This is a genomic window from Sphingorhabdus sp. M41, from assembly GCF_001586275.1.
In the GTDB taxonomy this organism is placed as follows: Bacteria; Pseudomonadota; Alphaproteobacteria; order Sphingomonadales; family Sphingomonadaceae; genus Parasphingorhabdus.
Genome location: NZ_CP014545.1, coordinates 1,144,762 through 1,164,412 on the forward strand (window position 1 = coordinate 1,144,762; position 19,651 = coordinate 1,164,412).

Here is a 19,651-nt window from a genome sequence, read left to right on the forward strand (position 1 = left end):
AAAGATTATGGGCATATTCGAAAAAATCATGGACATGCTGCCTGAAAATTTCAGCATTGACGATATTGCAGAAAAAGCCGGGATGACGGCGGAAGAAGCAAAAAAGGGCGGTGAAGCCCTGTTCGCGAAATTGCGTGATGGCAGTACCGACAAGATGACCGCGATCAAGGAAGCGGCTGCCGAAGCGGGTGTGGATGCGGAGAAGCTCAAGGGTCTGTTGCCAGCATTGGCGGAAAAAGCCGGTCTTGATGGTGAGGGCAGTCTGATGGACAAGCTGACCGGTAAAGAGGGTCTGCTGGGCAAGGCTACCCGTTTTTTCGACCGCGATGGTGATGGAAATCCGATCAATGACCTTACCAATATGGCAAAGGGCTTTTTCAAGAAATAGGCTTGCTTTCCAGTTGAACGGTGTCCTCCAGCGCTTCCAGCCTGAGGACACCGCCTTCGACTGCTGCGACTTTCGCGACCATGCCTTTTTTCATGTCCGGACCTCTTGCCGGCCATACGCCGTCAGCGACTTTCGCGCGACCGCTGGTCGCTGAAACCGTTTCCACAATGGTCACGGTTTTTCCGATCAGTTGCGCCGAACGGTTGTTGAGCAGCGGGTTCTCGCTTTCGACATTATGCGTCAGATACCAGCGCCGTCCCCCCCGCACCGCGAGGATGGTCGACAGGCCAAATACAGTCAGCTGACCCGCAAAGGTCATGTCGATAAACAGCGACAATATGCCGGTCACTGCCGCCGCTGCCGCGACCCAGATCAGGAAGACGCCGGGAACGAACAGCTCCGCCAATGCGAGCAAAGCGGCCAGCCCCAGCCAGACATATTCCGGACTGTTCAGCGTGAAATCATCCATGGCTCATGCTCCGCCTCTTGCCGGCCTTACTTGTCCTGATTGTCGAACGGACCCTTGCGCGGGGTCGGCGGCGAGAAGCTTTCATGGTTATCGCCGAGCGCTTCTTTGGCCAGAGCACCGATGCCTCCCAAAGTTCCGATAAGCTGGGTGGCTTCGACCGGGAATAATATCGTCTTAGCATTGGGCGAGGTGGCGAATTTTTCGATTGCCTTCACGTAATCCTGTGCGACAAAATAGTTGATTGCCTGGGCATTGCCGCCTGCAATGGCTTCGGACACCATCTGGGTCGCTTTCGCTTCGGCCTGGGCTTCGCGTTCGCGGGCTTCGGCATCTAGAAAGGCCGCTTCCTTGCGGCCTTCGGCCTGCAGGATCTGGCCCTGCTTTTCGCCTTCGGAGCGGAGGATTTCGGAAGCCCGGGCGCCTTCGGCATCGAGAATATTGGCGCGTTTTTCGCGTTCTGCCTTCATCTGCCGCGCCATTGCGTTGATGATATCCTGTGGCGGGCGAATATCCTTGATCTCGACGCGGGTGATCTTGATCCCCCAGGGCGTGGTGGCATCGTCGATAACGGTTAGCAGCCGTCCGTTGATTTCGTCGCGCTTGGACAATGTCTCGTCCAGATCCATCGAACCCATGACGGTTCGCAGGTTGGTGGTGACGAGGTTGAGGATCGCATTGTACAGATCATTGACCTCATAGGCGGCCTTGGCAGCATCGAGCACCTGGAAGAAAACCACGCCGTCGGTGGAGATCATCGCATTGTCCTTGGTGATGATTTCCTGACCCGGGATATCGAGCACCTGTTCCATCATGTTTACCTTGCGGCCGACGCGATAGAGAAAGGCGGGATAGAAGTTGAATCCCGGCTGGGCGGTCGTGGTGAATCGACCAAAATATTCGATCGTGTAATGATAGCCTTGCCGGACGATCTTGATGCTCGCAAAAAGATAGATGATGGTGACCAACAGCACCAGCAGTAACAGTGAAACACCCATTTCTATTCTCCCTAGCGAACCGTCTCATTATCATTGATTATTTGCAGTATAATGCCAAGGGAAAAGCATATTTTCCATCTCCCCAGAAGGGTTGCAGTTGCGATGCGTTTCATTGCCGGTTTGATTTTGTCGGGACTGATTGTCTCGGGTGCTGCGCGCGCCGAGCCGATTAGCGAAGCAGATATGCTGCGGCATATCGAGATATTGGCCAGCGACGCTTTCGAGGGCAGGGAGCCCGGTACGGCGGGGGAAAACAAGACCGTTAATTATATTGCGACGCAATGGGCAAAGGCAGGGCTTGCGCCGGCTGGGGACAAGGGCTCCTGGTACGCATCGGTGCCGTTGGCAGAGCGAACGCCGGACAGCTACCGCTTGAGTGTTGCTCATAGAAAACGGGGCCATAGGGTACGGTTGGAGCCCGACGAAATCATCCTGCGCGGCCGGGATCCGGCTTTCCGGCAATCCAATATTCCGGTCATTTTTGCCGGCTATGCCGAGCAGGGGCGGGGCGGTCAGTCGGTGGCGGGAAAGCTGGTCTTGCTGCCGAGCAAGCCGTCGGAAGATAGTGGCGACATGCCAGATTTTCGCAATCGCAAGCTTCGGTTGATAGAGGATGGCGCGATCGGCGTGATATCCGTCATTGATGATCAAGAGCGCTGGCCGAGATTTCTCAGAATTTTTCAGCGAGCGTCAACGGTTCTCGCGGGTCCGGAAAATCACGCAGAATTCGAAGGCATGATCAGCTTCGAACAGTTCAGAAAACTGGCCGGGCAATCCGGTCTGGATGCCGAAACATTGCTGGCGAACAAAGACAGCATATCTGTCATCGATCTTGGACTGCAAGCATCGGCAAAGGTCGAGACCCAGGTTCGTACCTATATATCCCACAATGTCGTCGGAAAGATTACCGGCGCCGAATCGAAACGTGGAGCCGTTCTGTTCATGGGCCATTGGGATCATTTCGGCATATGCCGGGTCGAGGATCCGCTGGAACCAGCCAGAGACCGGATATGCAATGGCGCTGTGGACAATGCCAGCGGCATATCCTTGCTTATCGAGACCGCCAAACAGCTGTCCGGTGCACGCCAGGATCGGGACATATATTTTCTGGCGACGACCGCTGAAGAAAAGGGCTTGCTAGGCGCGCGGGCGTTTGTCGAAAAGCCTCCGGTTGCGCTCGAAAAACTGGTCGCGGTCTTCAATGCCGATACCGTCGCTCTTTCTGACAAGGGGCAGACAATTGCGGTTGTCGGGCTGGGAGAGGTTGTACTCGACAGGGATATCGAGATCGTTGCCGCGCAGGAAGGCCGCGAGATTGACCGCAGCGGCAAGGCGGACGTTTATATCAAACGTCAGGATGGTTATGTTTTTCTGGAACAGGATATTCCGGCCTATATGATCACCAGTGCGTTCGCCGACGAGGAACGGCTTCAGGCCTATATTGACGGTCCCTATCATGATGTTAGCGATGAGTTGAACGACAGTTTGTTGCTGGCGGGGGCCGCTGCCGATGCCAATTTCCACGTCGCGCTGGGCCGCTATTTTGCTTCGACCGCGAGATATCCCGGAATAGCCACTAGCGGCGAGCCCGATAACTGATTACATGGGCCGCCACAGAATCACATTCAGCACATCGGAAAGTGGCGACAATGAGCAGGTCAGGCAAGCATAAAGAAATTCGGTTGGGACTCACGTTTGATGATGTCCTGCTGCGGCCCGCTGCATCCGAAATCGTGCCGAGCCAGGCCAATACAAAAACCCAATTATCCAAACTTATCGGCCTGAATATTCCGATCCTTTCTTCCGCCATGGATACCGTCACCGAGTCTGATATGGCGATTGTCATGGCGCAAATGGGCGGGATCGGCGTTTTGCACCGGAACCTCACCATAGCCCAGCAGACAGCCGCGGTACGTCAGGTGAAGCGTTTTGAATCCGGTATGGTGGTCAATCCGATCACGATCGCGCCGGATGCGACGTTGGCGGAAGCGCAGGCGACGATGGAGCAGAACCGGATATCCGGTATTCCCGTGGTCGAGAAATCGGGCAAGCTGGTCGGTATATTGACCAATCGCGATGTGCGTTTTGCAGAAAATCCGAAACAGCTGGTTTCCGAGCTGATGACGAAGGACAATCTGGCTACGGTTCCCGCCGGCGTCAGCCAGGAAGAAGCGCGGCGCACCCTGCACCAGCGGCGTATCGAAAAATTGCTGGTGGTGGACAATGATTATCATTGCGTCGGCCTGATCACAGTCAAGGACATCGAAAAGGCTGTCACCTATCCCAATGCGACCAAGGATGAAACCGGCCGTTTGCGCGTTGCTGCGGCCTCGACCGTCGGCGAAAGCGGGCTGGAACGGACCCAGGCGCTGATCGATGCCGAATGCGATTTGATCGTCATCGACACCGCTCATGGCCATAGCGCGATGGTGGCGCGGGCCGTCGAAGATGTGAAAAAACGTTCAAACGGTGCCCAGATCATTGCCGGAAACGTGGCGACGGCCGCTGCAACCCGCGCGCTGATCGACGCCGGAGCAGACGGTATCAAGGTCGGCATCGGCCCCGGTTCGATCTGCACCACGCGGGTGGTCGCCGGTGTCGGTGTTCCGCAACTTACCGCGATCATGGATTGTGCGGAAGAAGCCGAAAAATCGGGCATTCCGGTTATCGCTGATGGCGGTCTGCGGACCTCTGGCGATGTTGCAAAAGCGCTGGCTGCCGGTGCCTCGGCCGTGATGATCGGCTCTTTGCTGGCCGGAACCGAAGAAGCGCCGGGTGAAACCTTCCTCTATCAGGGTCGTGCTTACAAGAGCTATCGCGGCATGGGTTCGGTTGGTGCGATGGCGCGCGGGTCGGCGGATCGCTATTTCCAGCAGGATATTACCGACCAGATGAAGCTGGTGCCTGAGGGTATCGAAGGGCAGGTGCCGTTCAAGGGACCGGCGCGCGATGTCATCCATCAGCTGGTTGGCGGCGTGAAAGCGGCCATGGGCTACACTGGCTCGGCGACACTGGAAGACTTGCGCGAACGGGCCGAGTTCATCCGGATCACCAATGCCGGACTGCAGGAAAGCCATGTCCACGATGTGGCGATCACCAGGGAAGCACCAAATTATCCGACCCGCTAGGGTCTTGGGAGGCATCACTTGATTGAAGCCAAGATATTTTTGCCAATAATTGTCGGGCCGGCGGCGCCAGCCAATGATCGCATGGGCACATGACGCCCGCGGCAAGACTGCAAGCCGCGATAGAGATGCTGGACTGGATCATTGCCGCTGCGCGCGACAATGGTGCATCTGCGGACAATATCGCCAAGAAATTCTTCAAGGAACGGCGCTACGCGGGGTCGGGTGATCGCCGAGCCATTCGCGAGCTTGTCTATTCTGCCATCCGGCGTTGGGGCGACCGGCCGGAGAGCGGCCGCCAAGCCATGTTGGGTCTGCTCGTCGAACAGCCAGAATTGCGGGAGCTTTTCGGCGGTTCCAACTATGGGCCGGCCGCGATTGCAGAAGGCGAACCGGCTGCCAGCGGTGCGCAAATCCCGGATTGGCTAGTGGACAGATTTGCCAGTCTGATTGACGAGCCGGAACGGAAGGCGCTGTTTGATCGGGCACCGCTGCACGTGCGTGTCAATGGCCAGCGTTCGACGGACATGGAGGTCAAGTCAGCCTGGCCGGATGCCGTCGCTCTGGCCTTGCCACATGGCTATGAACTGCCGGCTGGAAGCCAGCTGGAAGACAAGGCGCTCTTTCGCGAAGGCGCCATCGAAATTCAGGATCTCGGCAGTCAGGCCATAGCTATGGCAGGAGCTGCTGCCAGGCCCGGGCTTGTTCTGGACTTATGTGCAGGAGCCGGTGGTAAAACCCTCGCGTTGTCGGCCATGCTCCCCCCTGAAAGCAAGATTATCGCGGCCGACACGGACCGTGGCCGGTTGAGCCGGATCGAGCCTCGCAAGCGGAGAGCCAGCGCCCGGAATATCGAAACGATTTTGCTCGCACCGGGCAAGGAAATGGAGTCACTGGAGCATCTGAAAGCCAGTTGTGATCTGGTTTTGATCGATGCTCCCTGTAGCGGTACCGGAACCTGGCGGCGCAATCCCGAACTGCGCTGGCGAATGACGCCCAAGCGGCTCGAACATACAGCAGAATTGCAGCAAAGGCTGATAGCGCTCGGCAGCGAGCTGGTGAAACCCGGCGGGCGGCTGGTCTATGCCGTTTGCTCGCTGCTCGATGAAGAAGGCGGCGATCAAACAGACCGATTTCTCGAAAGCCACCCGCAGTGGCGGGAAATATCGATTGATTTGCCGATTGGCCGCCCATATCGTAAAGGCACTCTTCTTTCACCGCATCATGACGGAACGGATGGCTTTTATTTTACTTGCCTCGAAAAATTGTGATAGCCAATCATGTTAAGCCAGCATGCAGATGAGTCTGGCTATGGTCGCGAGAGTTTATTGGAGCTGATTATGCGTTTTTCACCGGCTGTTGTCGCCTTATCTCTCGTTTTTGCCACTGTTTCCAGCGCCAGTTTTGGCCAGTCCGCCGCTATTGAGATCAAGCAGCGCTCGGTCGAATATATGCAATTGGGCGAAGCGGCGCAAAAACGTGGCGAACTCGATCTGGCAGCGGATCTTTATGAGACATCATTGGTCGTGGACCCGCGCAACGGATCGGCATTTATCGCTTTGGCGCAAATCGCCCGGGTGCAGGATTTGCCCGGCAAGGCGATCCGTCTCTATCGCGAAGCGCTGATCCTGGACCCGAACAATCTTGACGCACTGGCTGGACAGGGTGAAGCCCTTATCCAGCGTGGTGCTCTGGAAAAAGCCCGTGTGAACCTGTCGCGGATTGAAACCCTGTGCCGGTCGCGCTGTTCGCAAAATGACCAGCTGGCATCAGCGATCAAGCTAGCGGAGAAGAAACCTGTTCTGTCAGCCGAAGCGGTGACGCCAAAGCCCAAAGTAGGTGATGAAGAACCGGTCACCGAAACGCCTTGATCCCGGTCTTACCGATGTTTCAGAAATCATAGACCAAGGTTGCACGGCTGAGTGTATCGGTTTTAATGCGGCCGACCGGCGGGTTGGTTTCATGGTCAATCGTATAGGAAAAACGGGCGGATAACCCACCAAGCAGCTTGGCGTCGAGCGCTGATGTGGCTGTAAAGCTTGTATTGTCGCTATCGATGACGGCAAGCGCCGATGTGAAACCTTGTGCATCGCTCGCGTAAGTGCCACCGGCATCATGCGAAAAGTTGAGATGGTCGGAAATTTTCCAGTCAAAATCGAGCCCGGCCAGAGCGGCCAGGCTGCTTTTCGACTCACCACCGGCAAAATCGGTTATGCGAATTGCGGGGCCGGCCTTTACAGCGAGCCGGATATCTTTGGTTTTAACCAGCTCGTAACCCAGCCCGCCCGACAAGGTATAGCGGGCAGAAAAACCCTGGAAGCGGTCCCGCTCAAATTGTGCCAGGCCATAGGCATATAGGCTTTTGTCAAACTTGTAATTGGGTTCGATGGTCACGTTCAACTGATCGCGAGTGGTTTTTCCTGCATTGCGTTCATAGTCGGCGCGCGCTTGGAAATTCAAACGCCAGTTTACCGCGTCCTTGACCAGTTTGAGACCGCCAGAGATACCTAAATTGCTGGTGTTTCCGGTTGAACGAAAACCGCCAAGTTCACCTTGTCCTTTCCAGTTTTCGAAAAAGCTCGCCTCTTGTTTCTTGCGCAGCGCTGCCTCGGCCTGTTCTGCCAGTTGGGCATTATAGCCGGCCATGATGGAATCGATTTCAGCCAGATCATCGGGGTTTGTAGATTTGGCGATTTTTACGACAGCTACTACATCCTGATTGTTACCGGATGCAATGGCGGCATCAATCATGGCTTTGACTGGAGCAGGCAGCGCGGCGACGGCTGGCGTGGCAATGCTCCCCGCAACTAGAATCGCGGCTGTTAACGCTGGTCTGGACATAGAATATTCCTGATTGCTGCTATTAAATCAGCGGCAGAAATTCTTTCAATACCGCCCGATACAGGTCCCTTTTGAAGGGAACGATTAAATCTGGCAAGCCATGCGGATCGGTCCATTTCCAGTTTTTGAATTCGGGATGATCGGTCTCGATATTGATTTGATCGTCATCACCGGTGAAGCGCATCAGGAACCAGCTCTGCCTTTGACCGCGATATTTGCCTTTCCAGATCTTACCGAGCAGTTCGTCGGGAAGATCGTAGAGATATTCCTCAGGGCTGCGACCAATGATCTGCACGAGATCGTCCACCACACCGGTTTCTTCCCGGAGCTCGCGCAACGCTGCTGCTTCGGGCTCTTCGCCTTCGTCGATCCCGCCTTGCGGCATTTGCCAGGCATCGGGATATTGGCTGTCGGCCGCATCCAGTCTTTGACCGACGAACACTTGGCCTGAGCGGTTTGCGAGCATGATACCGGCGCAGGGGCGGTATGGAAGTTTGCTTAAATCGATTTTACTATGCCTTTTCAAAACTTTCGGCCGCACGAGATGTCTGGCGCTATTCGGACGAATCCCTGCCTTGCGAAAAGCTGAGGGGCTCGACTTTGATTATAGCGCATTTCTCAGTGCCGCGCCTAGCGACTCTTAATCCTAAATTGAGACTTGGGTCTCTGCCGGTGGCATTATGAGAAGGCGGGTCAAAATTCTAGAAAATTATGACCAGAATCCTGCACTAAGAGTCCAGAGAAGCGAGCAAAGTCTTCCAGGCTGCAATCATCTTGTCGACATCCTGCTGCGCCGAAGGCACCGCTTTGCGGATATTGATGAAGCCATGCACATTGCCGGACATTTCGATGAAATTTGTATTCACGCCGTGACGGATCAAATCGGCGGCATAATCGCGACCCTGGTCGCGCAGAGGATCGAGGCCTGCAGTGACCAGTACCGTTGGCGGTGATTTCGCGAGATCGCCCAGATATGGGGAGACGTGAATGTCATCATCCTTGGCCGCATAATTGCTGTTGAAATAGTCCATGCTTTCCTTGGTAAGCAGAAAGCCTTCAGCGAATTCGTCCATCGATCCACCCTCTGCATCCATGCGGGTCGCCGGGTAGATGGGGAATTGCGCGACGATCGGAACGGAAGCAGGATCGGTTGCCAGCACTTGTCCGACCACCAAGGCGAGATTTCCACCCGCGCTATCACCGCAGGGGATCATGCCGCTGATCTTGAGTTTGAGCTCGGCCTGATTGTCGGCAACCCAGCGCGTCGCGGCCAGACTGTCATGCGGGGCAGCCGGGAAGGGTGCTTCCGGCGCCAGCCGATAGTCAACGGCGATAACCGGAATATCCATTTCGCGCGCAATATAGGTGCAGAAACTATGATGCGATTCGAGGTCGCCGATCACGAAGCCGCCGCCATGATAGAATATGATGACGGGCGTTTCCCCGCTCCGTTCGGCCTGACCATCATATAGACGGAGCGTCAAATCACCGGCCGGACCGGGACAGGAGAAATCTTCAATCCGTGCCAGATCGACAGCGTCTGCTTCCAGCATGGCACTCATCATATTGTACATTTCGCGCGCCACTGGAGGCTCGACCTCAGACATGAGCGGCTGGTCCGATTGCGCGAGCATAGTCAAAATCATCTGCACATCAGGCCGTACATAAGCGTCAGTCATCGATCATCTCCTAGCGTTTAACTGGTCGATTAGATCAGGCCATGTTCACTAGGCAAGCGCTAATCGGGACGCGCCGCCCAAACAAATGCTTTATCCCTATTAGTTTTTGTGGTTTGAAGCGGGGCGCATAGCTGCTCTACAGCCGGCTGCGTAATAATTATAAAGGCACGGAAAACCCATTATGGCCACCGCATTGAAGCAGGAAGAACCGAATAGTCCCAATAGCGACGGCGCAGAAAATGTTGTCGTTCGTTTCGCCGGAGATAGCGGCGACGGGATGCAGCTGACCGGAGGGCAGTTCACTCTGTCGACGGCGCTGGCTGGTAGTGATCTTGCGACCTTCCCCGACTTCCCTGCTGAAATCCGGGCACCGCAGGGCACCTTGTTCGGTGTGTCCGCTTTCCAGATCAATTTCGGCAGTCGCGCGATCGAAACCGCTGGCGACCAGCCGGATGTGCTGATCGCCATGAACCCGGCGGCTCTGAAGACCAACGTCGATGCCCTGCGCGCAGGCGGTCTGATCATCGCTGACGCTGGCGAGTTCGGAAAACGGAATCTCGACAAAGCGAAATATGAGAATAATCCGCTGGAAGACGGGTCGCTGGCGAAATGGCAGTTGCTCAAGCTGGATATTTCCGCGCTGACACTCGAAGCGGTGAAGCCATTCGGGCTGGGCAACAAGGAAGCGCTGCGCTGCAAGAATATGTGGACGCTGGGCCTCGCGCTGTGGATGTTCGAACGCGACCGCCAGCCGATTGTCGACTGGCTGAAGGGCAAGTTTGCGAAATTGCCGGATGTCGCGGAAGCCAATATCGCGGCGCTCAACGCTGGCCATGCCTATGGCGAGACGGCGGAACTGTCGGGTGACGGTCTTGGCAACGGCCATCTGACCTCGCGGACGGTCGGCGCTGCTCCCTCGGCACCGGGTAAATATAGGACAGTGACCGGCGCAGAAGCGCTGTCGCTCGGTCTGGTCGCCGGTGCGCAGCTGGCTGGCCTGCCGATGTTCTTCGGCGGCTATCCGATCACGCCAGCCTCGGCGATCCTGCACCATTTGTCGCGGCTGAAGGAATTCGGCGTGACGACCTTCCAGGCGGAAGACGAGATTGCGGCGATATCGGCGGCCATCGGCGCGAGCTATGCCGGGAAACTCGGTATCACGTCCTCATCTGGCCCTGGTATTGCGCTGAAAGGCGAGGCGATGGGGCTGGCGATCATGACCGAGCTTCCCTTGGTGATTGTCAATTCACAGCGCGGCGGCCCTTCGACCGGTCTTCCGACCAAGACCGAGCAATCGGATCTCTATCAGGCTGTCTACGGCCGCAACGGCGATGCGCCGATGCCGGTCATTGCCGCGCGCTCGCCGAGCGATGCGTTTGAATGCGCGATCGAGGCGGTGCGGATTGCGGTGCAATATATGACGCCCGTGATGCTTCTGACCGACGGTTATATTGCCAATGCGGCAGAGCCCTGGAAGATTCCGGATGTTGCCGGACTCGAGCCATTTCCGACCAGTTTCCAGGAAACGATGCCGGTAGATGGCTTGAAACCTTATGCCCGCGACGAGAAGCTGGCGCGGCCCTGGATCAAGCCGGGTACGCCGGGATTGATGCACCGTATTGGCGGCATCGAAAAGGGCATTGATACCGGACATATCGATTATGGTGCGGCCAACCATCAGAAAATGACTGAAATCCGCCGCGACAAGGTGCTCGGCGTTGCCGACAGCATTCCCGATCAGGACGTCGCGCTCGGCAATAGCAGCGGCAAGCTGGCGGTTGTCGGCTGGGGTTCGACCTTCGGGCCGATCCATCAGGCGGTGCGCCGGGCTGTCGAAGCGGGCAAGGATGTGGCCCATATCCACATCCGGAATATCTGGCCGATGCCGAAAAATCTCGGTGACCTGTTGAAAAGCTATGACAGGATCATCGTTCCGGAAATGAATACCGGGCAGCTGAAAACCGTGTTGCGCGATCAATATCTGGTCGATGCGAAACCGGTGAACAAGGTTTCCGGCCAGCCCTTTACCATTGCCGAAATTGAAGCGGCGATTGAGGAGAATCTGTCATGAACGAGATGACAAAAATCACGACGACGCTCAAAGACTGGGAAACGGATCAGGAAGTACGCTGGTGCCCCGGTTGCGGCGATTACGCCATTTTGAAGGCCGTACAGCGGACCATGCCCGATCTGGGTGCCGATCCGTCCAAAACGGTCTTTGTCAGCGGTATCGGCTGCTCCTCGCGCTTTCCTTATTATATGGAGACCTACGGTTTCCATACGATCCATGGTCGTGCGCCCGCGGTGGCGACCGGCGTGAAGCTGGCCAATCCGGAGCTGGACGTGTGGATCATCACCGGTGACGGCGACGCGCTGTCGATCGGCGGCAATCACACGATGCATTTGCTGCGTCGCAATCTCGATTGCCAGGTGATGCTGTTCAACAACGAGATTTACGGCCTGACCAAGGGCCAATATTCGCCGACCAGCCGGCAGGGCACGCAAAGCCCCTCGACGCCATATGGGTCGGTCGACCGGCCTGCTTCGCCCTGTGCCTTTGCTCTGGGTGCCGGAGCGCGGTTCGTTGCGCGGGGTATCGATATCCACAAGGGCCTGCCCGACGTTCTCAAGGCGGCCCATGCCCACAAAGGCACGTCGTTCATCGAGATTTTCCAGAATTGCATCGTCTATAACAAGGATGTGTTCGAGGAATTTGCGGCGAAGAAAACCGCCGCCGACACCCAGCTGCATCTGATGAACGGCGAACCAATGCTGTTTTCCAAGGGCACCAAGGGTATAACGCTCAATCGCAAAACATTGCAGCTGGAAGTTGTCGATGTGGTCGATGGTGACTGGCAGGCGGCTGACGTGATCGTCCATGATGTCACCAACCGTTCGGTGGCGCATATGCTGATCGAAATGCAGTTTGGCGAATTCCCGATGGCCTTGGGCGTGCTCTATGATGATCCGCGGCCGACGTTTGAGGCGGCTGTAGTCGCGCAGAATGAAGCGGCAGCGGCTGGCAAGGCGCCGGATTTGCAGGCTTTGTTGAGCAAGGGGCAGACCTGGACGGTGGCAGAGGGTGGGCCGGAACTGTAAAGATTTTTGGCTCGCACGAAGACACGAAGGCACTAAGATGAGACTGTGCAAGGTCTTGAAGAAATCGCCAGAATCTCCGTGGATTGCGGGTTTCACTTGCACAGGGATATTGGGCCGGGACTGCTCGAATCCGTCTATGAAGTTTTGCTTTTCGAAAGCCTGAAGGACAAGGGGCATTCTGTCGAAAGACAGAAGATCATTCCTATTACGTTCAAGGGCCGTGTTTTGGACGAGGCCTTTCGCGCGGACCTCATCGTCGAAAGGCGACTGCTGATAGAGTTGAAGTCTACCGAACGGCACTCGCCTGTTCATGCAAAGCAACTATTAACCTATTTGCGACTGATGGATTTGCCATTGGGTTTCCTGATGAATTTTGGCGCAGCCACTTTCAAAGAAGGCGTCAAACGTCTGGCAAATAACTATTTCCGAGGCTAGGCAATGCCAGTTCTTTGTGCCTTCGTGGCTTTGTGCGAGATAAAATTTGGATAATCTAACCCACAGCCTCGCCGGTGCCGTTCTCGGCCAGATGGGGCTCAAGAAAAAAACCGGTCTCGGCATGGCGACGCTGATCATCGCCGCCAATATTCCGGATATCGACGCGGTGGCGACCTTGCTCGGCGGGGTGCAGCATCTGGCGCTCCGGCGGGGGATCACGCACGGCCCGATCGCTATGCTGGTTCTGCCGCTGTTGCTGACCGGGATCATGATCTGGTTTGATCGCTGGCAGACCAAGCGAGGAAAGCGGCCGGCGGACCGGTTGCCGATCCACAAGGGCTGGCTGTTGGCGCTGGCCTATATCGGCTGTCTGAGCCATCCGGCGCTGGACTGGCTGAACAGCTATGGCATCCGCCTGCTCGAGCCCTTTTCTTCGCAGTGGTTTTATGGCGACAGCATCTTCATCATCGATATCTGGATCTGGGCGGCGTTGATCGCCGGCTTGTGGGTGTCGCGGCGGCGGGAGAAGAAGGGTTTGAGAAATTGGCAGCGACCGGCCTGGACCAGCTTTGCTGCGGTCTGTGCCTATATTTTTGCCAATGGGCTGATTACCGGGCAGGCCGAAGCCGAGGCCAAGACAGTTCTCGACAGTAAAGCTTCAGCGGTTGCGCCCGATGATTCACGGGACACGGTTGTCGCCAATCCGCTTCCGCTCCTATTCTGGAAGCGGGAAATTTTGTGGCGGAACGAATCCGCTTACGGGTCAGGAGCTTATGATCTTTTTGGTGGTTTGGTCCTCAATGAAAAACAGAGAATCCCGGATTATGGGCGATTTCTGGTTCCGCAAATCGCGAGAGCCAGCGATGACGCTGCGGCTTTCCTGTTCTGGTCAAGAATGCCGATTGTAAAGGCGGTTGGCGCGCGCGTAACCGTGCGAGACCAGCGCTTCATGGATCCGCTGGTCGGGGACCGCTTCTCGGTTCGGGTGAATGTCCGAAAAGACAGGTTGGCACGACCGGCTCCCTGAGTGATGGGAGGAATATGAGCAAACCCAAGATCATCTGGTTCCGCCGCGACCTGCGCCTTTCCGATCAAGCCGCTGTGGCCGCTGCTGCTGCATCCGGTTGCCCCGTCATTCCGGTCTATATTCTCGACGATGAAACGCCGAAACACCGCATCATGGGCGGAGCTTCGCGCTGGTGGTTGCACCGATCATTGGAAGAATTGGAAGCATGTTTACAGGATCTGGGCTCGCGGCTGATCCTGCGGGAAGGGCCGGCTTCAGAGCATTTGGCCGAAATTGTCAAATCGACCGGAGCGGATGAAGTGCATGGGCTGCATCATTATGAGCCGTGGTGGCGCAATGCGGAACGGATGTTGGAAAAAACACTGGGCGATGAGGCGCGTCTGGTCCTGCATGACGGCAATTATCTGCTGCCGCCGGGTACGGTGACCACCGGTTCTGGCACGCCCTATAAAATCTACACGCCGTTCTGGAAGGCACTGCGCCAGCATATGCCGCCGGGAGAGTCTGCTTCGGCACCTGAAGCCCTCGATACACCGGACCGTTGGCCGGGCAGTGATGTTCTGGACGACTGGGGCCTGTTGCCGACCAAACCGGACTGGGCCGCAGATCTTGGCGACCACTGGCAGCCGGGGAGCGCTGGCGCGGAAGACAATCTCGAAGAATTTGCCGACAAGGCCGCGGAATATGACGAAGGTCGCAATCTGCCTTCGGAAGAACTTGTATCCCGCCTGTCGCCGCATTTGCATTTCGGCGAGATCAGTCCGGCGACGGTCTGGAACCGGCTGGCGGGACAGGGGAGCAAGGTCGAGACCTATCTCAAGGAGCTGGTCTGGCGCGACTATGCGCAAAATGTCATCGACCAGTTCCCGCAATATGGCGGCGAGAGCTATCGCGAGAAAATGCGGGCCCTGCCGTGGCGGGATATGGGCGATGCCGACGTAAAGGCGGACTTCAAAGCCTGGTGCAAGGGCAAGACCGGCTATCCGATTGTTGATGCCGGGATGCGCGAACTCTGGGCGACCGGCTGGATGCACAACCGGGTGCGGATGATCGCGGCGAGTTTCCTGATCAAGCATCTGCTGATCGACTGGCGCGAGGGCGAGCAATGGTTCTGGGACACTCTGGTCGACGCCGATTACGCGTCCAACAGCGTCAACTGGCAATGGGTGTCGGGCACCGGTGTCGACAGCAATATGTTCGTTCGGATCATGGCGCCGCTGACCCAGTCGGAGAAATTCGATGCGGGGGACTATATCCGGCAGTGGGTGCCGGAACTGGCGGATATTGACGATCCCTATATCCACGATCCGGAAGACCACGGCTGCAAGCCCGCGGATTATCCGGCAAAGATCATTGGACATAAAGAAGCACGGGCTCGCGCGCTGGCCGCTTATGCCGAGGTGAAGTGAACCCGGGCATTGAAATGCGTGCGACAAGCCGATATTAATGGTGCGCAGATCAAAGGATATCAGGTCGATGAACAAGTAGGTCGCCGTCAGGCAATATCAAAATTAAACTCCTTCAGTCCTTAGGGCTGGATATTTTGACACCTATTATTCAGGATCTCTCATGCACAGATTATCAGGAAAATTTTGCGTCATCACCGGTGCCGCCCGCGGCATCGGCAAGGCTATTGCCAAGGCCTTTGTCGACGAAGGGGCGACGGTTTTACTCACCGACTGCGATCCCGAGACATTGATGGCTGCTAGCGAAGAACTGCGCTGCGACACGTTGGTGCTGGACGTGGAGAAAGAAGCGGACTGGGAACGGCTCGCCGATTTGCACCCGGCTGCCGATGTCGTTGTCAATAACGCGGGCGTAACCGGTTTTGAAAAGGGCATTGGCCCGCATGATCCGGAAAATGCCTCGCTGGAAGACTGGCGGGCGGTGCACCGGATCAATCTCGACGGGACCTTCCTTGGCTGTCGCTATGCTATCAGGGCGATGAAGGACAAGGGTACGGGATCGATCATCAATATCTCGTCGCGCTCCGGTCTGGTCGGCATACCGGGCGCAGCCGCTTATGCCTCGTCCAAGGCCGCGATCCGCAACCACAGCAAATCGGTCGCGCTCTATTGCGCGCAGCAGGCCTGGCAAATCCGCTGCAATTCGATCCATCCCGCCGCGATCATGAGCCCGATGTGGGAGCCGATGCTGGGTGAAGGTGACGCGCGGGAGGCCTCGGAAAAGGCGCTGGTTCGCGATACGCCGCTGCAGCGGTTCGGCAAGGACAGCGAAGTGGCGGCGATAGCGGTGTTGCTGGCGTCGGACGAAGCGACCTATATCACCGGGTCGGAACTCAATATCGATGGGGGTATTCTCGCTGGCTCTGCCGCCGCACCGGGTTCGTGAATTAACGGATAGTTCTACGTTGCCAAGCGCTTAGCGCTGGTCCATATTTGCGTGCATGAACGTCGACACTCCCAGGCGCGGGCAACATCTGCTTCAGGCGCGCAAACGGTTCGCCACCGGCGGCGGCTTTTTCGCGCGTCTTTTTGCGCCCGGCTTTCATCATATTCTCGACCGGATTGATGCCGGAATGGATCATGGCACATTTGAGGGCAAGCTGCCCGATGGCACGACCAGGATATTGGGCGGACGCGGGGAAGGGCCGATGGCAGAGATCAGGCTGCACAGCTGGAACGCTCTGTTAAGGCTGATCAACAGCGGTTCGGTTGGCTGGTATCGCGCGTGGGAGCTGGGTGAGTGGGAAAGCTCCGATCTGGTGACCGTGTTCGACCTGTTCACCCGCAATCGCGAAGGGTTGAAAAACACCGGTCGGGCCTCCGGCTTTTTCAACTGGGTGGTCAGTCGACGGCACCAGAAACGCGACAATGACAAACGGCGCGCGCGGCAGAATATCCAATATCATTATGATCTGGGCAATGATTTCTACCGGCTGTGGCTGGACGAGAGCATGAGCTATTCCAGCGCCATTTTTGACAACGAATCGGTCAGTCTGGAGCAGGCGCAGCACAACAAGATCGAGGCGATCGCAAAGCGGCTGTCGACCAGATCGGGTGACAGCGTGCTGGAAATCGGCTGCGGCTGGGGCGCGCTTTCTGGCAGTCTGGCGCGCGACCATGGCCTCGACGTGACCGGCATTTCGCTGTCCGACGAACAGACCGCATGGGCGCGGGACCACCATCCCGAAGCGCAGTTTCTGATTCAGGATTATCGCGATGTCGAGGGCCAGTATGATGCCATTGCCAGCGTCGAAATGGTCGAAGCGGTGGGGCAGCAATATTGGCCCGATTTCCTCGACTGCGTCTCGCGCAACCTGAAGCCAGGTGGCCGGGCGGCGCTGCAATATATCACCATCGCCGATGATATTTACGAACAATATGCCAGCAGCGCCGACTTCATCCAGACCTATATTTTCCCCGGTGGCATGCTGCTCTCGGAGAGCCGTTTCCGGGCGCTGGCTGAAAAACGCGGCCTGCAATGGACCGACCAGAAGAATTTCGGTCTCGACTATGCACGGACCCTGAAAATCTGGCGCGAGCGGTTTGACGAAGCGGTTGAGCGCGGTGCGCTGCCAGCCGGGTTTGACGAGAAATTCGTCCGCTTGTGGCGCTATTATCTGACCTATTGCGAAGGCGGGTTTCGCGGTGGCGGCATCAATGTCGCGCAAGTTACGCTGATAAAAATATAATGAATATGGGAGAGCGGAATAATGAGATTTATCGGAAAAATGGCGATGCTGGGCGTTGCCTGCATCAGCCTGACGGCCTGCGAGCAGGTCCAGAAAGTCGCGGCGGATGTCGCTGGCTTGCCGACTGACGAGAACGTGCTGTTCTGGACCCAGGATCAACGCGACAATGCGTTCCGCCAGATGGAGGTGCTGACGACCACGCGGACGATCGAAGCGGGTGATACTATTCGTGAGCTTCCGGCAGGAAAACCGCTGCCTGCCTCCTTGCCGGCGGCTGATGGCAGCGATATTTCTGTCGACGACTATATGGCCGACCAGCGGCTGGCCGGACTGGTTGTGTTGCAGGACGGCAAGGTCCGGCTCGAAGAATATCGCCTGGATTTTACCAAGGATGATCGCTGGACCAGCTTCTCGGTCGCCAAGTCTCTGGTGTCGACGCTGGTCGGGGCTGCGATCAAGGATGGCTATATCAAGTCGCTCGACGATCCGCTGACCAGCTATATCCCGGAACTGAAGGGCAGTGGCTATGACGGCGTGACGGTCGAGCAGTTGCTGACCATGACCTCGGGCGTCAAATGGAACGAGGATTATGAGGACAAGGATAGCGATGTTGCGCGCTTCAACACGACAAAATCGAAAGACGGCGTCGATCCGGTCATCCTCTATATGAAGACACTGGTCAACGAAGCCGAGCCCGGCACCCGCTGGCAATATAATACCGGCGAGACCAATTTGATTGGCGTGCTGGTGGCCAAGGCGACCGGCAAGTCGCTCTCCGAATATCTCTCCGAGAAAGTGTGGGAGCCATATGGCATGGCCCAGGATGCGGTCTGGATATTGAACGATGGCGGCAAGGAGATTGGTGGTTGCTGTATCTCCGCTACCACGCGGGATTTTGCGCTTTTCGGGCAGTTCGCGATGAATGGTGGCAAGGTTGGTGACACCGCCGTTGTCCCGGATGGCTGGTATGAAAAGGCTGGCACGAAACAGGCTGATATCGGCATGGACGGCCGCGGCTACGGCTATCAATGGTGGACCTATGATGATGGCAGTTTCGCCGCGCAGGGTATTTTCGGTCAGGGAATTTTCATTGATCCCAAGCGCAAGCTGGTGATTGCCGGCAATGGTAATTGGCCGAGAGCAACGCCGGATGACAAAAAAGCGGGGCGTGATGCCTTTTATCGCGCGGTGCAGGCCTATCTCGACAGCGAAGCAGCACCGGCCAAGTGATAGCGGCTAGCCGATTTCGAACCGTTCACCGGTTTCGAAATCGCTGGCCAATATCTCGACCAGCCGGTCTGCAACCACAGAAGGCAGTTTAACGCTTTCCGGATCTTCACCGGGATAGGCCCGGGCGCGCATTTCGGTGCGGGTCCGGCCGGGGTCGACAATTGCTGTACGAATCTGACCCAAATTGCGCATTTCTTCACCATAGCTGAGCACAAGTGTCTCAAAAGCTGCTTTTGATGCACCATAAGCGCCCCAAAATGCCCGCGGCTTTCTGCCAACACTGCTCGTAATTCCGACCAGTCTTGCGTTGGCGCTTTTGCGGAGCATCGAATCAAATCCGGCGATCAAGGCTTGCTGGGCGATCAGATTGAGGGTGAGGATCTTGTTGAATTCCTTGCCGTCGATAGTCGGAACCGGTCCCAGCGAGCCGAGCATGGCGGCGTTGAGAACCAAAATATCGAGCCCCTCCCAGCGTTCGGAAATCGCCGTCGCCAGACGGCCGATACTGTCGCCGTCGGTCAGGTCGAGCGGTGCAATGGTCGCATTGCCACCGGCCGCGTGAATCTGTTCTTCGATTTTTTCGAGACCATCGGCGTTGCGTGCGGTGATCACGACATGCGCGCCTTCTTTGGCCAGTGCCAAAGCGGTTGCTGCGCCGATACCGCGGCTCGCACCCGTAACGAGCGCCAGTTGACCTTCAAACTTCAT

Annotated in this window: 19 protein-coding genes; 13 read left to right on the forward strand and 6 right to left on the reverse strand. The window is 56.9% G+C overall.

All coding sequences use genetic code 11. The features are described 5' to 3' along the window. The first annotated feature begins 7 nt into the window (after window positions 1–7). On the forward strand, window positions 8–388 hold the full coding sequence (locus AZE99_RS05515) for a hypothetical protein (protein ID WP_067198725.1): 381 nt from the start codon (window positions 8–10) through the stop codon (window positions 386–388). Here the strand turns inward: AZE99_RS05515 and AZE99_RS05520 are convergent. Together AZE99_RS05520 and AZE99_RS05525 are read right to left on the reverse strand one after the other, a co-directional pair. Beyond that, on the reverse strand, window positions 378–857 hold the full coding sequence (locus tag AZE99_RS05520) for an NfeD family protein (RefSeq protein WP_067198727.1): 480 nt from the start codon (window positions 855–857) through the stop codon (window positions 378–380). The genes AZE99_RS05515 and AZE99_RS05520 overlap by 11 nt on opposite strands. Window positions 858–883: 26 nt before the next feature. Then, window positions 884–1,852: an SPFH domain-containing protein gene (locus tag AZE99_RS05525; protein ID WP_067198729.1), complete on the reverse strand. Its 969-nt coding sequence runs from the start codon at window positions 1,850–1,852 to the stop codon at window positions 884–886. 102 nt (window positions 1,853–1,954) lie between these two features. Here AZE99_RS05525 and AZE99_RS05530 point away from each other — a divergent pair, with 102 nt between their 5' ends. From AZE99_RS05530 to AZE99_RS05545, 4 genes are all read left to right on the forward strand, one after another. Further along, window positions 1,955–3,451 carry a M28 family peptidase gene (locus AZE99_RS05530; protein ID WP_067198731.1) on the forward strand — a complete coding sequence of 499 codons (1,497 nt, stop codon included), beginning with the start codon at window positions 1,955–1,957 and terminating at the stop codon, window positions 3,449–3,451. 50 nt (window positions 3,452–3,501) lie between these two features. Continuing rightward, window positions 3,502–4,980: an IMP dehydrogenase gene (guaB, locus tag AZE99_RS05535; protein ID WP_067198738.1), complete on the forward strand. Its 1,479-nt coding sequence runs from the start codon at window positions 3,502–3,504 to the stop codon at window positions 4,978–4,980. An 89-nt stretch (window positions 4,981–5,069) separates the two neighbouring features. Next, window positions 5,070–6,248 (forward strand): RsmB/NOP family class I SAM-dependent RNA methyltransferase, encoded by a 1,179-nt coding sequence (locus AZE99_RS05540; RefSeq protein WP_067198740.1) that lies wholly within the window; start codon window positions 5,070–5,072, stop codon window positions 6,246–6,248. 69 nt (window positions 6,249–6,317) lie between these two features. After that, complete coding sequence (locus AZE99_RS05545; protein ID WP_067203320.1) at window positions 6,318–6,848, forward strand: tetratricopeptide repeat protein; 531 nt, start codon at window positions 6,318–6,320, stop codon at window positions 6,846–6,848. Window positions 6,849–6,867: 19 nt separating this feature from the next. Here AZE99_RS05545 and AZE99_RS05550 read toward each other — a convergent pair whose 3' ends face one another. The 3 genes from AZE99_RS05550 to AZE99_RS05560 form a co-directional block, all read right to left on the reverse strand. After that, the gene (locus tag AZE99_RS05550; protein WP_067198742.1) at window positions 6,868–7,818 is read right to left on the reverse strand and encodes a DUF481 domain-containing protein; all 951 of its coding nucleotides are present in this window, start codon (window positions 7,816–7,818) and stop codon (window positions 6,868–6,870) included. Window positions 7,819–7,840: 22 nt separating this feature from the next. Then, on the reverse strand, window positions 7,841–8,326 hold the full coding sequence (locus AZE99_RS05555; RefSeq protein ID WP_443027816.1) for an RNA pyrophosphohydrolase: 486 nt from the start codon (window positions 8,324–8,326) through the stop codon (window positions 7,841–7,843). 220 nt (window positions 8,327–8,546) lie between these two features. Then, window positions 8,547–9,497, reverse strand: coding sequence for an alpha/beta hydrolase (locus tag AZE99_RS05560; protein WP_067198745.1), 951 nt, complete (start codon window positions 9,495–9,497; stop codon window positions 8,547–8,549). A gap of 181 nt (window positions 9,498–9,678) precedes the next feature. Between AZE99_RS05560 and AZE99_RS05565 the strand changes: the two genes are divergently transcribed. The 8 genes from AZE99_RS05565 to AZE99_RS05600 all read left to right on the forward strand — a co-directional run bounded on the left by AZE99_RS05565 (window position 9,679) and on the right by AZE99_RS05600 (window position 18,943). After that, window positions 9,679–11,568 carry a 2-oxoacid:acceptor oxidoreductase subunit alpha gene (locus AZE99_RS05565; protein WP_067198747.1) on the forward strand — a complete coding sequence of 630 codons (1,890 nt, stop codon included), beginning with the start codon at window positions 9,679–9,681 and terminating at the stop codon, window positions 11,566–11,568. After that, complete coding sequence (locus AZE99_RS05570) at window positions 11,565–12,596, forward strand: 2-oxoacid:ferredoxin oxidoreductase subunit beta (RefSeq protein ID WP_067198749.1); 1,032 nt, start codon at window positions 11,565–11,567, stop codon at window positions 12,594–12,596. The genes AZE99_RS05565 and AZE99_RS05570 overlap by 4 nt, the downstream gene beginning before the upstream one ends. A gap of 45 nt (window positions 12,597–12,641) precedes the next feature. Then, window positions 12,642–13,031 carry a GxxExxY protein gene (locus tag AZE99_RS05575; RefSeq protein WP_067198751.1) on the forward strand — a complete coding sequence of 130 codons (390 nt, stop codon included), beginning with the start codon at window positions 12,642–12,644 and terminating at the stop codon, window positions 13,029–13,031. Between the two features lie 46 nt (window positions 13,032–13,077). Then, complete coding sequence (locus tag AZE99_RS05580; RefSeq protein ID WP_067198753.1) at window positions 13,078–14,058, forward strand: metal-dependent hydrolase; 981 nt, start codon at window positions 13,078–13,080, stop codon at window positions 14,056–14,058. Window positions 14,059–14,072: 14 nt separating this feature from the next. Next, complete coding sequence (locus AZE99_RS05585; RefSeq protein WP_067198755.1) at window positions 14,073–15,467, forward strand: cryptochrome/photolyase family protein; 1,395 nt, start codon at window positions 14,073–14,075, stop codon at window positions 15,465–15,467. A gap of 160 nt (window positions 15,468–15,627) precedes the next feature. After that, window positions 15,628–16,410: an SDR family oxidoreductase gene (locus tag AZE99_RS05590; protein WP_067198757.1), complete on the forward strand. Its 783-nt coding sequence runs from the start codon at window positions 15,628–15,630 to the stop codon at window positions 16,408–16,410. Window positions 16,411–16,465: 55 nt separating this feature from the next. Further along, complete coding sequence (locus AZE99_RS05595) at window positions 16,466–17,713, forward strand: SAM-dependent methyltransferase (RefSeq protein WP_067198758.1); 1,248 nt, start codon at window positions 16,466–16,468, stop codon at window positions 17,711–17,713. Between the two features lie 21 nt (window positions 17,714–17,734). Further along, window positions 17,735–18,943: a serine hydrolase domain-containing protein gene (locus tag AZE99_RS05600; protein ID WP_067198760.1), complete on the forward strand. Its 1,209-nt coding sequence runs from the start codon at window positions 17,735–17,737 to the stop codon at window positions 18,941–18,943. Window positions 18,944–18,949: 6 nt separating this feature from the next. Here the strand turns inward: AZE99_RS05600 and AZE99_RS05605 are convergent, their stop codons facing one another. Next, on the reverse strand, window positions 18,950–19,651 hold the full coding sequence (locus AZE99_RS05605) for an SDR family NAD(P)-dependent oxidoreductase (RefSeq protein WP_067198762.1): 702 nt from the start codon (window positions 19,649–19,651) through the stop codon (window positions 18,950–18,952).

Coding starts and splice junctions, on each gene's coding strand:
- AZE99_RS05515 (WP_067198725.1), top strand. CDS start 8: ATGGGCATATTCGAAAAAATCATGGACATGCTGCCTGAAAATTTCAGC.
- AZE99_RS05520 (WP_067198727.1), bottom strand. CDS start 857: ATGGATGATTTCACGCTGAACAGTCCGGAATATGTCTGGCTGGGGCTG.
- AZE99_RS05525 (WP_067198729.1), bottom strand. CDS start 1,852: ATGGGTGTTTCACTGTTACTGCTGGTGCTGTTGGTCACCATCATCTAT.
- AZE99_RS05530 (WP_067198731.1), top strand. CDS start 1,955: ATGCGTTTCATTGCCGGTTTGATTTTGTCGGGACTGATTGTCTCGGGT.
- guaB (WP_067198738.1), top strand. CDS start 3,502: ATGAGCAGGTCAGGCAAGCATAAAGAAATTCGGTTGGGACTCACGTTT.
- AZE99_RS05540 (WP_067198740.1), top strand. CDS start 5,070: ATGACGCCCGCGGCAAGACTGCAAGCCGCGATAGAGATGCTGGACTGG.
- AZE99_RS05545 (WP_067203320.1), top strand. CDS start 6,318: ATGCGTTTTTCACCGGCTGTTGTCGCCTTATCTCTCGTTTTTGCCACT.
- AZE99_RS05550 (WP_067198742.1), bottom strand. CDS start 7,818: ATGTCCAGACCAGCGTTAACAGCCGCGATTCTAGTTGCGGGGAGCATT.
- AZE99_RS05560 (WP_067198745.1), bottom strand. CDS start 9,497: ATGACTGACGCTTATGTACGGCCTGATGTGCAGATGATTTTGACTATG.
- AZE99_RS05565 (WP_067198747.1), top strand. CDS start 9,679: ATGGCCACCGCATTGAAGCAGGAAGAACCGAATAGTCCCAATAGCGAC.
- AZE99_RS05570 (WP_067198749.1), top strand. CDS start 11,565: ATGAACGAGATGACAAAAATCACGACGACGCTCAAAGACTGGGAAACG.
- AZE99_RS05585 (WP_067198755.1), top strand. CDS start 14,073: ATGAGCAAACCCAAGATCATCTGGTTCCGCCGCGACCTGCGCCTTTCC.
- AZE99_RS05590 (WP_067198757.1), top strand. CDS start 15,628: ATGCACAGATTATCAGGAAAATTTTGCGTCATCACCGGTGCCGCCCGC.
- AZE99_RS05595 (WP_067198758.1), top strand. CDS start 16,466: ATGAACGTCGACACTCCCAGGCGCGGGCAACATCTGCTTCAGGCGCGC.
- AZE99_RS05600 (WP_067198760.1), top strand. CDS start 17,735: ATGAGATTTATCGGAAAAATGGCGATGCTGGGCGTTGCCTGCATCAGC.
- AZE99_RS05605 (WP_067198762.1), bottom strand. CDS start 19,651: ATGAAGTTTGAAGGTCAACTGGCGCTCGTTACGGGTGCGAGCCGCGGT.